The organism is Prolixibacter denitrificans (assembly GCF_003014495.1).
GTDB lineage: Bacteria > Bacteroidota > Bacteroidia > Bacteroidales > Prolixibacteraceae > Prolixibacter > Prolixibacter denitrificans.
In genome coordinates this window covers 82,331-94,136 of sequence record NZ_PYGC01000005.1, presented here as the reverse complement: position 1 = coordinate 94,136, position 11,806 = coordinate 82,331, and the positions used below count along the sequence as shown (strand labels likewise).

The 11,806-nt window shown below is 43.9% G+C and carries 9 protein-coding genes; 5 read left to right on the top strand and 4 right to left on the bottom strand.

The window, feature by feature from the left end:
- The first annotated feature begins 149 nt into the window (after positions 1-149).
- Positions 150-1,604, top strand: coding sequence for an SDR family oxidoreductase (locus CLV93_RS11220; RefSeq protein ID WP_106542298.1), 1,455 nt, complete (start codon positions 150-152; stop codon positions 1,602-1,604).
- 1,319 nt (positions 1,605-2,923) lie between these two features.
- On the opposite strand, the gene floA is transcribed toward CLV93_RS11220, so the two are convergent.
- From floA to CLV93_RS11200, 4 genes are read right to left on the bottom strand one after another with little or no spacing between them, the layout of a single operon-like run.
- Positions 2,924-3,919, bottom strand: a complete 996-nt coding sequence (floA, locus tag CLV93_RS11215) for a flotillin-like protein FloA (protein WP_106542297.1) — start codon at positions 3,917-3,919, stop codon at positions 2,924-2,926.
- The gene (locus CLV93_RS11210; RefSeq protein ID WP_106542296.1) at positions 3,916-4,395 is read right to left on the bottom strand and encodes an NfeD family protein; all 480 of its coding nucleotides are present in this window, start codon (positions 4,393-4,395) and stop codon (positions 3,916-3,918) included. The genes floA and CLV93_RS11210 overlap by 4 nt, the downstream gene beginning before the upstream one ends.
- Before the next feature lie 36 nt (positions 4,396-4,431).
- Positions 4,432-4,755 (bottom strand): ATP-dependent Clp protease adaptor ClpS, encoded by a 324-nt coding sequence (locus CLV93_RS11205; RefSeq protein ID WP_246187222.1) that lies wholly within the window; start codon positions 4,753-4,755, stop codon positions 4,432-4,434.
- Positions 4,756-4,815: 60 nt separating this feature from the next.
- Entirely contained in the window at positions 4,816-6,342 is a 1,527-nt protein-coding gene (locus tag CLV93_RS11200; protein ID WP_106542295.1) for an SPOR domain-containing protein, read from the bottom strand.
- Between the two features lie 181 nt (positions 6,343-6,523).
- On the opposite strand from CLV93_RS11200, the gene bcp reads away from it, so the two are divergent.
- From bcp to CLV93_RS11180, 4 genes are all read left to right on the top strand, one after another.
- A complete protein-coding gene (bcp, locus tag CLV93_RS11195) occupies positions 6,524-6,988 on the top strand; it encodes a thioredoxin-dependent thiol peroxidase (protein WP_106542294.1) in 465 nt (154 codons plus the stop codon).
- Between the two features lie 21 nt (positions 6,989-7,009).
- Positions 7,010-8,032 carry a recombinase RecA gene (gene recA, locus CLV93_RS11190; RefSeq protein WP_106542293.1) on the top strand — a complete coding sequence of 341 codons (1,023 nt, stop codon included), beginning with the start codon at positions 7,010-7,012 and terminating at the stop codon, positions 8,030-8,032.
- 105 nt (positions 8,033-8,137) lie between these two features.
- On the top strand, positions 8,138-10,561 hold the full coding sequence (gene thrA, locus CLV93_RS11185) for a bifunctional aspartate kinase/homoserine dehydrogenase I (protein ID WP_106542292.1): 2,424 nt from the start codon (positions 8,138-8,140) through the stop codon (positions 10,559-10,561).
- A 33-nt stretch (positions 10,562-10,594) separates the two neighbouring features.
- Entirely contained in the window at positions 10,595-11,806 is a 1,212-nt protein-coding gene (locus CLV93_RS11180; RefSeq protein WP_106542291.1) for a cofactor-independent phosphoglycerate mutase, read from the top strand.

The window sequence follows — 11,806 nt, the reverse complement described above, 5'->3', positions numbered from 1 at the left end:
AACACTGATACTTTCGCTTTTCTATTGAAGTGCAACTGTTAGTTGAGGTGGCGCGGATTTCTTCTTTTATTAATCTTTCGTCAGGTATTTTACGTTTAATAAATGGTTGACGTTGTTTTTGCTACTTACTGAATAAAATAGCTATTAACGTGAAGATATTACTTACTGGTGCTACAGGGTATATTGGGAAAAGACTTCTCCCGGTTTTGTTGGAACAGGGACATGAAGTGGTTTGCTGTGTACGCGATAAACAACGCTTCACAACAAATAATCTGCCTTCGGATCAACTTACTGTTCTGGAAATTGATTTTCTGTGTATTCAATCAGTAGAGCAATTCCCTACCGGGATTGATGTGGCCTATTACCTGATACATTCCATGTCTTCGTCCATCGATTCGTTTGATGTGCTGGAAGCTCAAACCGCAATGAATTTTCGGAAGTTCGCAGAAGAAATCGGTGTTCGACAGGTCATTTATCTTGGCGGTATCAGTAACGATAAAAAGCTTTCGAAACATTTGCAATCGAGGCAAAAAGTCGGAGATATTCTGGCGGGAGGCGACTATCATACAACCATTTTACAAGCAGGAATTATTGTGGGGTCGGGAAGTGCCTCGTTTGAGATTATGCGCGATTTGGTTGAGAAACTTCCTTTCATGTTAACGCCGCGGTGGGTACTGACCAAATCTCAGCCGATTGCCATTCGCGACGTTATTTATTACCTGACGCATGTTTTGCTGGATGAGCGTTTTTTCGATCAACGTTTTGATATTGGCGGTCCGGAAATTCTTACCTACCGGGAAATGATGATTCAGTTTGCCAGGGCACGAGGACTGAAACGATACATTGTTACCGTTCCGGTTATGACGCCCCGTTTGTCATCCTATTGGCTTTATTTTGTCACGGCTACATCATACAAATTGGCCGTTAATCTGGTCGACAGCATGAAAGTGGAAGTTGTGTGTAAGGATAATCGATTGTCAGAAATGCTCGGGCATCAACCTATCGCCTTTCGAGAAGCCGTGAACCTGGCTTACGACCGGATTGAGCAGAACATGGTGATTTCGAGTTGGAAGGACGCTTTGGCAAGCGGCCGTCTGAAGGGGAACCTGTCAAGGCACATTGAGGTACCTCGTTTTGGTTGTTTTAAAGATGTAAAAAGAAAAAAAGTAGATGTATCAGAAAAGGCAGCAATTGAAAATATTTGGTCAATTGGTGGCGAGCGGGGCTGGTATTACGCTAACTGGCTTTGGAGATTACGCGGACTGCTCGATAAGCTGGTTGGAGGTGTCGGTTTACGACGTGGGCGGAGACTTCCTAACGAGATAAAAAACGGCGATGCGCTGGATTTTTGGCGGGTTTTGTATGCCGATAAAGAGGAGGGACGATTATTGCTCTTTGCTGAAATGAAACTGCCCGGCGAGGCTTGGCTGGAATTTAAGATGGTTCGCGGAAACGAACATACCTGGCTTTATCAGGTGGCCACTTTTCGTCCGAGAGGATTGTTTGGACGTTTATACTGGTATTTGAGTAAACCTTTTCACTTTTTTATTTTCCGGGGAATGATTCGTCGAATTGTTCGTTTTCGCCCTGAATCAGCTGAATAGAGTTGAGCTCATTCTGAGTCGTTCCAAAATTTTGGACATAAAAAAAGGATAGACGGGCATCTATCCTTTCCAACCTAACTAAATCAATAAAACTAACTAAATCCAAACCTATGAATAAAAAATCTACTACAAAGATATGCTGAAAAACATGTTTTTGTGTTAAGCCACTTTTAAAAATATTTTAAAAAGATTTGAAGTAATCTTACAATTCAGGAATCATCACTTTGCCAGCTCGTGTTTTTGCGACACAATGTGGCTTGATGTTGTTAATGAAAAAAAAGGATAGATGAGATCTATCCTTTTCCAACCTAACTAAACTAACTAATCCATAAAACTAACTAATTCCAAACCTATGCTTGAAAAATCGGTGCGAATATATGCTGAAAAACATGTTTCAGTGTTAAGCATCTCTTAAAAATTAAAGACATTGTCGAAATATTTTTCCTGCAGGGAAGCTTCCTTTGCTTGCGTTGGACAACATTTCTATGAAATGTGAAGAGCATTTTTAGGTTTGAATTGTAATGTCGGGCTCGCCGGAAAGTTTAGGCAAAAGAAAAAGGATAGACGGGCATCTATCCTTTCCAACCTAACTAAACCAATAAAACTAACTAAATCCAAACCTATGAATAAAAAATCTACTACAAAGATATGCTGAAAAGCATGTTTTTGTGTTAAGTCACTTTTAAAAGAAGATTAAATCGATAATAAGTCATACCAATTATCTCTTCCATCCAATTCAATATTTCAAGTTGTTTTTAAATCTTCCATTTTTCACAGGTGGGTGTCGGCAGAAAAATTTAGGCAAAAGAAAAAGGATAGACGGGCATCTATCCTTTCCAACCTAACTAAACCAATAAAACTAACTAAATCCAAACCTATGAATAAAAATCTATTACAAATATATGCTGAAAAACATGTTTCTGTGTTAAGCTACTTTTAAAAGAATATGAAAAAGATGATCGTTTTGGAACGCTTCTTTTTCGGCTTTCTTTCTCACCCTTTCCGACATAGGAAAAAGAGAAGGAGGGTTTTGTAATTGGTTAGTTTGCAATGATTTTGACAATAAAAAAAGGATAGACGGGCATCTATCCTTTTCCAACCTAACTAAAACTAACTAAACCAATAAAAACTAACTAAATCCAAACCTATGAATAAAAATCACATGACAAATGTATGTTCTAAAACACTAAATTTCATTAAGGCAATGTTAAAAATATTTCGCAAACGATTGCGAGGTTGAGGTTTTGCGAAAAAAGTGATGCGCATAAAAAAGGAACGAAATATTTCGTTCCTTCTTCTTTAGGTATGAATAGACTTTATTATTCTGATTGACTGTTGTCGGAAGATGAACTGCTGTTTTCATCTCTGGCAATCGAATCGCGCATAGCGGTGTCGGCATTGATGTTCTTATATTTCATGTAGTCCATAATGCCGAGGTTTCCGTTTTTGAAGGCTTCTGAAATAGCCAGTGGTACCTGAACCTCTGCTTCGATAACCTTGGCGCGGGCTTCCTGAGCTTTGGCACGCATCTCCTGTTCGAGTGCAACGGCCATGGCCCGGCGTTCCTCAGCTTTCGCCTGTGCAATATTTTTATCAGCTTCAGCCTGGTCCATCTGCAGAACAGCACCGATGTTTTTACCGATGTCAATATCAGCAATATCGATTGACAGAATCTCAAAAGCAGTACCGGCGTCAAGTCCTTTTTCCAACACGACACGTGAAATGGAGTCCGGATTTTCCAGTACCTCTTTGTGTGAGAAGGATGAACCGATAGACGATACAATACCTTCGCCAACACGTGCGAGAACGGTTTCTTCACCTGCTCCACCCACCAACTGTTTGATGGCAGCACGTACGGTTACACGGGCTTTACAAATCAGCTGAATACCGTCTTTTGATACGGCTGTTACCGGCGGAGTATCGATTACTTTCGGGTTAACCGACATTTGAACAGCTTCGAATACGTCACGACCTGCCAGGTCGATAGCAGTGGCCATATTAAACGGTAGATCGATGTTTGCTTTTTCAGCAGAAACCAGTGCATGTACAACGCTGGCAACATGTCCGCCGGCAAGGTAGTGAGCTTCGAGTAAATCACGTTTGATTCCTCCCAAACCTGCTTTATGCGCTTCAATCATCGCCCGGGTAATCACACCCGGAGGAACTTTACGGAAGCGCATCAGGAATAGTTGCATCAAAGAAATTCTTACCCCTGATACGATGGCTGAAAACCAAAGTCCAATCGGTATAAAATAAAGGAAGATAATCAGCAGGACGACTATCCCGACAATTATTCCCACGGTACCTGGAATCATAACTCTTCTTTTTTTATAGGTTTAACGATTATTTGATTCTTTAAAACTTTTACAATTTCAACTTCGGTGCCGGCATCCAGCATGGGGCCGATTGATTTCCCCTCCATTACCTGTCCGTCAAATTCCACCTTCCCGATAGGTCCAAGCCGGGTAACCGTGACTCCTTTGTCGCCTGCATGGAAACGGGTGTCTTCAATCAAATTGGTTTTGCCGATAATGGTCGATTTCAAGGACATTTTGTCCCCGAGTCTTCCTTTCAGAATCCTGAACATCAATATCGGAACGAGGATGATAATGAAAAGCAGTGTCCCTATTCCGGCGGCTACGCCATAGGTATCAAATGCCAGGTAGATACTGTAACCGAATAGCACCATACCTCCAATTCCTGCGATGGTGATTCCGGGAATAACAGCAAATTCGAGAAGTAACAAAACGATTCCCAGAAAGATGAGGAGCAGTATGATCAGAATAGTCATTAGAGTATGAAAGTAGGTGAATAATTAATTGATTGCTTATTTAATTGTTGCCTTTAGGCTTCTTCCCGACAGGGCCTGACGCATAGGTCTGAGATATTCCATGGAGCCTTGCTTTATGTCGCACTTGCCTTTAAAGTGAACGAGATAAGTACACTGCGTAGCCTGTTGCGTGCTGTGGTGACAAATATCCATCAACGCATCAATCACGTAATCGAACGAATGGAAATCATCGTTATGAAGAAACAACGAATATCTTTTTTCCTTCTCGACCTCTTCTGTTGCACTATGTTGTTTTTTCTTCTGTGTTCCCATGCGGAATTGCTGTTTTACATGCTGAACCTTGCGCAGGTTACTTTCCATTAAAATTAGTAACAATTTCCAAATTTCACGGAAAGAAAGGACATTGGTTAATAAAAACATTTATTTACCCTTCTGAATTTTCAGCGCTTCAGTCACTTTAATCCTTTCCCCGTTCTTATACGCAACAACAAATGCATCACTGGCACCTTCCTGCCGAAGTTGTTTTTTCAGGTTGACCGCATCGTGGTAATCGCTGAGTTTTCCTACGGTATAAACAACGATTCCTTTATCATCGGTATAGTGGTCTATTTTCCTGAATTTTGAAAGTTTGTCGTACAACCGCTGAATATAGGCCGGCAATCCTTTGCTGAAGGAACCGATTTGAACCCTGTATTCTATTTGATCAGCGGGTGGAGTAACAACCGGCTTTTTGACAACCGGTTTAGGCTTTGCTGCAGGAGCCGGCTGTTCGGCGGCTAACGCTTCCTGCCGCTCTTTTACATGTTGTGCCTGCTTTTTCTGAAGCGTGTCAGCAAATTGCTGAATTTCATTATCGGGTTGACCATCCCAGTATTGTTGCTCGGCTTGCCGGGCCTGGCGGAAGTAATCTTCTCTTTCCCTCATTAATTTGTAGGAAAGCTGCTCGGCCTCGAGAATTTTTTGTGCCAGCGCGGCATTATCTTTCGGGTCCTGACCTTCGTATTCTTTACGCAAATGGTGGGTTGCTGCTGCCAACGAGTCTTGCCGGATACTGGCAATCCAACCTTTGGCGAAAATCGATTTTCCTTTCTGGGTGCGGAAATCCTTCAGCTCATGGTATTTGATACGGCTGTTCACCTGGAAATTGAACCAGGCGTTATCCAATCCTGCAGGTGGCGAGAATGTTTTTTTCTGTAGCGCAAACGGAGGAGGTGTCATCTCTTTCGAGGAATCTTCTCCTGAGTTGATCTTCTCGGTAGCAAACAAATGCGGGTATTTTTCTTTTTGCTCTGCTGTTACTTCAGATACCGGTACGTTGTTGGAGCTGTCAATATTTTCGGGCTTTACCGATTGTGCATTCTCCGTAAAGAGTTCTGGATGGTGCTTTTTTTGCTCTGCCGTGAGTGCGATGAATGATTCATACGACGGCTTTTCCTGATTTGCCACCGGTTTTACCGTGTCTTTCTGCGGTTTTTTCTCGGCGGTGGCAGCCTTAAACGGATTGATTTTTCGACTACACAAATCCATGTATTCACGTAATCCTAACCGCTTCAAATCTTTATTCCGGCCATAATCGGCAAAACGCTGATAGTATTTTGTGGCCAAATCCCAGTCGGACTCGGCATGGAAACATTTTCCCAAATAGAAATAAACATCAGACGGTACCCGTCCGAGAGAAGCCGTTAACAGCGCTTTCCATGCATCGGGACCATAATGCTCAGTTTCTACCATGGAAACTCCATAGCAGTAATTGAGTTCTTCATCTTCGGGATACATCTTCACCAACTCTTTGTAGAGCGGAAGTGCTTCCTGATAATTCTGATCGTGAAAATAATCAGCGGCCTTAGCCTCTAAATCTCTTTCCCGTTGCGCTGACACATTCAACGGCAACATGAAGAGTAAAGTGAGTACAAAGAAAACGTTTAAAATCCGGTGCTTTGGTTTCATGTTTTTTTTCTCTTTGGGAGTGAAAAGCTCTTTTCGATTGATGTCCGTGAGTTAAAAATACAAATTTTGGGTTATTTTCCGCTAACTCGGTCATCAATTTGAACACCACTTTTAATAATCTGTTTTATGTGGTGATCCTATTTTAAAGTATATTTGTATTAATCAGCCCAAATTTATGACGATGAAAGAACTAAACGAAGGAGATAAAGCTCCTGATTTTAAAGGTAAAAACCAAGAAGGTGAAACTATTTCGCTCAATGATTTCAAAGGGAAGAAGTTAATTCTGTATTTTTACCCGAAAGATAATACGCCGGGATGTACTGCCGAAGCCTGTGACCTGAATGACAACTACGATTACTGGATTTCAAAAGGATATGAAGTGGTAGGAGTCAGTCCCGACTCCGAACAATCACACCGGAAATTTATCGATAAGTTTGGATTGAAATTCAATTTAATTTCTGATCCTGACAAAGAGCTCTTGCAGGCCTACGGTGCCTGGGGCGAGAAGAAAATGTACGGCAAGACTTACATGGGAGTTTTGCGTACCACATTTGTTATTAATGAAGAAGGGATTATTGAGAAAATCTTCCGGAAAGTGAAAACCAAGGAACACACAAAACAAATAGCCGGAGAACTCAACCTCTGAAACTAAATTACGCTTAATTATATGGCTAAAGAAGAACAGCAGAATGTAAACAAGGAAAAGCTGAAAGCGCTTCAGCTGACAATGGACAAAATTGAGAAGAGTTACGGAAAGGGCTCTATTATGCGTATGGGGGACCGTGCACATGAAGATGTTCCGGCTATTCCGTCAGGCTCTGTCTCGCTCGATGTGGCATTGGGTGTGGGTGGTTACCCCAAAGGTCGCGTTATTGAAATTTACGGGCCGGAATCATCCGGTAAAACCACGCTGGCGATTCATGCCATTGCTGAAACACAAAAGCAGGGAGGTATCGCCGCCATCATTGACGCGGAGCACGCGTTTGACCCGTTCTATGCCCGCAAATTGAATGTGGACATCGATGAGTTGTTGATTTCGCAACCCGACAACGGCGAACAGGCATTGGAGATTGCTGACAACCTGATTCGTTCCGGAGCGGTAGACCTGGTCGTAATTGACTCAGTAGCTGCATTAACTCCGAAAGCGGAAATTGAAGGTGAAATGGGTGATGCACGTGTTGGTTTGCAGGCTCGTCTGATGTCGCAGGCGCTGCGTAAACTGACGGGTAATATCAGTCGTACGAAAACCTGCTGTATCTTCATTAACCAGTTGCGTGAGAAAATTGGCGTGATGTTCGGTAACCCGGAAACAACTACCGGTGGTAACGCGCTGAAGTTCTATGCTTCCGTTCGTCTGGATATCCGTCGTATCGGTCAGATTAAAGATGGCGAAGAAGTACAGGGAAACCACACACGTGTAAAAGTGGTGAAAAACAAAGTAGCTCCACCTTTCCGCAAAGCGGAATTCGACATCATGTATGGTGAAGGAATTTCGAAAACGGGTGAAATTATTGACCTGGGTGTTGATTTGAACATCATTAAGAAGAGTGGTTCGTGGTTTAGCTACGGAGAAACAAAACTCGGACAAGGTCGCGAAAGCGTGAAGAACTTGCTGAAGGACAATCCGGAGTTGGCTGAAGAACTAGAAACAAAAATTCTGGAAGCCATAACTTCGTCGGTCGAGCAATAAATTTTTCTTAAGAAATACATGTGATTCTGGACCGGGGAAATCCCGGTTCAGATTTTTTTTAACCTTTGTGCAAGTGAATAGCTGATAATTCATAATATTTTGCCCATGAAGATTTTGAAATTCGGAGGAACGTCAGTCGGTTCGCATGAAAATGTAAGGAGAATCGGCGAGATTGTAAAAGGACAAAATACCCCTGTCATCGTGGTGGTATCGGCACTTGGCGGCATTACAGATACGTTGCTGCTGACAGCTCGAACAACAGCCGAAGGTGGAGAATTTACAACAGGTTTATCAGCAATTCGAACACGGCACGAAGAGATGGCTGGCCAACTTTTTGCCGGCGAGCAATTGAATAGAGTGCTCGCAAAACTGCATCCTTATTTTGAAGAGCTGGAGAAAATTTTCCAAGGAGTGTCACTGATTTATGAACTGACTCCGAAAACCCTCGATAAAATTGTCGGTTTTGGTGAACGAATGTCGTCTTTATTGATTAGCGAATTTCTGGATGGAGAGTTGATCGATAGTGCTGCCGTTATCAAAACGGATGAAAATTTTGGCCGGGCTTACGTCGATTTGGACAAAACCTATCGATTGATTGCTGAAAAATGCAGTAGCCTGAAAGATGTGGCAGTCGCTCCCGGTTTTATCTCGTCTTCATCGAACGGTGTAATGACAACCCTCGGACGAGGAGGTTCCGATTATACGGCGGCGTTGTTTGCCGCTGCACTTGACGCGGAAAAGCTCGAAATCTGGACCGACGTGGATGGCTTTATGACTGCCGATCCGCGCGTCATCAGTAAAGCATATCCGATTCCATCGCTGACATATTCGGAAGCTATGGAGTTGTCGCACTTTGGTGCGAAGGTGATTTACCCACCGACCATTTTGCCGGTGTACAAAAAAGGAATTCCTGTTCAGATAAAAAATACGATGGCGCCTGAAGCGGAAGGTACACTGATTGGATTGGAAGAAGCCGACTGGAAAGATCGGCCCATTAAGGGAATTTCTTCCATGTCTGGCATCACGCTGATAACCGTTCAGGGACTGGGTATGATTGGCGTAACCGGAATATCTTCCCGGATTTTTGGAGTTTTGGCGCAGAAAGAGATCAATGTGATCCTCATCTCGCAGGCTTCTTCTGAGAACTCCATTAGCTTCGCGGTTGATTCAGGCTGTGCTGAAGTGGCGAAGGAAGGCATCGAAAATGAATTTGCTGTAGAGATTGCTTCCGGACGAATCAATAAAATCACGGTAGAAGAGAATCTTTCCATTGTGGCGATTGTTGGTGAGCATATGAAGCATTCGGCTGGTATTGCCGGAAAACTGTTTCATACGATTGGGAAAAACGGAATCAATGTAGTCGCGATAGCCCAGGGAGCTTCCGAGCAGAATATTTCCTGGGTGGTGAAGCATTCGGATTTACGGAAAACGCTGAACGTAGTGCACGAGTCGTTCTTCCTGTCACCCTACATCGAGCTGAATATTTTCCTCGTCGGTATTGGAACCGTTGGACGCGATTTGCTGAAGCAGATTGAGCGACAGCAACCCCGTTTGATGGGGGAACATCGTTTGAAAATTAAACTGGCTGGCGTGGCGAATTCACGTAAAATGTATTTCGATCGCGACGGTATCCAGGTAAGCGAAGTAGATAATCTGCTAAAGTCTTCGGAAGAGAAGTCGAATATGTCGGCTTTTTGCCAGAAGATGATTGATTTGAATATGTTCAACTCGGTGTTTGTTGATTGTACGGCAAATGCGGAAATTGCTGAACACTACTTCCACATCATCGACAACTTCATTTCGGTAGTGGCGGCCAATAAAGTGGCGGCATCATCGTCTTTTGAACGATATAAAAAACTGAAAGATACGGCCAGCAAAAAAGGCGTGAAGTTCCTGTTCGAAACCAACGTGGGCGCCGGCCTTCCATTGATTTCAACGATTAACGATCTGCAACGTTCGGGTGACCGAATTCAACGCATCGAAGCGGTGCTCTCGGGAACACTGAACTTCATTTTTAATACACTGAGCGAAGAGATTCCGTTGAGTCAGGCTATCCGGATGGCGAAGGAACAAGGTTTTGCCGAACCCGATCCGCGAATCGATTTGAGCGGTATCGATGTGGTTAGAAAGCTGGTGATTCTGGCGCGCGAATCCGGATACGAAATTGAGAAGGAAGATGTGAAGATGGAATCGTTCATCCCGCAGAAATACTTCGACGGATCGTTGGATGAATTCTGGGAAACGATCAACGAGATGGATGAAGAATTTGAGCAACGCCGGAAGGAATTGGTCGCTAATAACCAACGCTGGCGCTTTGTTGGTAAATTCGAGGATGGTCAGGCTGAAGTTGCTTTGCGCGTGGTCGATCCAGACCATCCGTTCTTCGACCTGGAAGGAAGTAACAACATTGTGTTGCTGACCAGCGAACGGTACAACGAATTCCCTATGCAAATCAAAGGATACGGAGCTGGTGCTGCGGTTACGGCGGCCGGTGTATTTGCCGATTTGATCAAGGTTTCGAATATATAATGAATGTGGAATTGAAAATAGATTAGAAAGAGAATGAAATATATCGTAATCCTTGGAGACGGGATGGCTGATTTGCCCGATCCTTCCAAAAATAATCTCACTCCGCTGATGGCCGCTAAAACTCCGCATTTGGATAAGCTGGCGGAAATGGGGAAAAGCGGATTATTCAAGACTATCCCCGAGTCGTTGCATCCTGGAAGCGAGGTGGCGAATATGGCAGTACTCGGCTACGACGTGGAAGCCGTTTTTGAAGGTCGTGGCGTGTTGGAAGCTGCCAGCATGGGAGTGGAACTTCAGCCTGATGATTTGGCGATGCGCTGCAACCTGGTTTGTGTAGAAGGTGATATTCTGAAGAACCACTCGGCCGGACATATTGGAACTGAAGAAGGGGCCGAGCTGATTGATTATCTGAATGAAAAACTGGGAACCGATAAGGTTCGTTTTTATCCGGGCGTTTCCTACCGTCATTTGCTCGTCATTAAAGGCGGAAATAAAATGGTGAAATGTGTGCCTCCACACGATGTGCCGGAGAAACCTTTCGCTGGCTTATTGCCGGAAGCTTCATCGCCGGAAGGCAAAGAAACAGCAGAGTTGATTCGTCAGTTGATTCTGGATTCTCAAAAGATATTAGCCGATCATCCGGTAAACCGGAAAAGGAGAGAGGCAGGAAAAGACCCGGCAACGTCGGTATGGCCGTGGTCGCCCGGTTACAAACCGAAAATGCAAACCCTGCAGGAAATGTACGGTCTTGGTCCCGGAGCTGTGATTTCGGCTGTCGATCTCATTCAGGGGATTGGCGTGTATGCCGGAATGGATGTCATCAAAGTGGACGGTGCTACCGGTTTGTATGATACGAATTACGAAGGCAAGGCACAGGCTACGATCGATGCGTTGCGTGATCACGATTTTGTCTATCTTCATATCGAAGCGAGTGATGAGGCGGGTCATGAAGGTGATTACGATTTGAAAGTGAAAACCATCGAATACCTCGATAACCGCGTGGTTTGTTTCCTGTTGGAAGAAACGGCCAAAATGGATGAGCCGGTGGCGATGGCTTTGTTGCCCGATCATCCAACTCCGTGGAAAATCCGGACACACACCCGTGACGCTATTCCATTTGTGATTTATCGTCCGGGGGAGATGCCCGACGGGGTGACCGAATATTCGGAACCAGCTGCGGCCAAAGGCAGTTATGGCACGGTGAAAGGCAACCAGTTTATGAAGAAATTTCTTGGAATCGAATAG

Coding starts and splice junctions, on each gene's coding strand:
- CLV93_RS11180 (WP_106542291.1), top strand. CDS start 10,595: ATGAAATATATCGTAATCCTTGGAGACGGGATGGCTGATTTGCCCGAT.
- CLV93_RS11205 (WP_246187222.1), bottom strand. CDS start 4,755: ATGGAAAGTAACCTGCGCAAGGTTCAGCATGTAAAACAGCAATTCCGC.
- bcp (WP_106542294.1), top strand. CDS start 6,524: ATGAAAGAACTAAACGAAGGAGATAAAGCTCCTGATTTTAAAGGTAAA.
- floA (WP_106542297.1), bottom strand. CDS start 3,919: ATGATTCCAGGTACCGTGGGAATAATTGTCGGGATAGTCGTCCTGCTG.
- CLV93_RS11210 (WP_106542296.1), bottom strand. CDS start 4,395: ATGACTATTCTGATCATACTGCTCCTCATCTTTCTGGGAATCGTTTTG.
- thrA (WP_106542292.1), top strand. CDS start 8,138: ATGAAGATTTTGAAATTCGGAGGAACGTCAGTCGGTTCGCATGAAAAT.
- CLV93_RS11200 (WP_106542295.1), bottom strand. CDS start 6,342: ATGAAACCAAAGCACCGGATTTTAAACGTTTTCTTTGTACTCACTTTA.
- recA (WP_106542293.1), top strand. CDS start 7,010: ATGGCTAAAGAAGAACAGCAGAATGTAAACAAGGAAAAGCTGAAAGCG.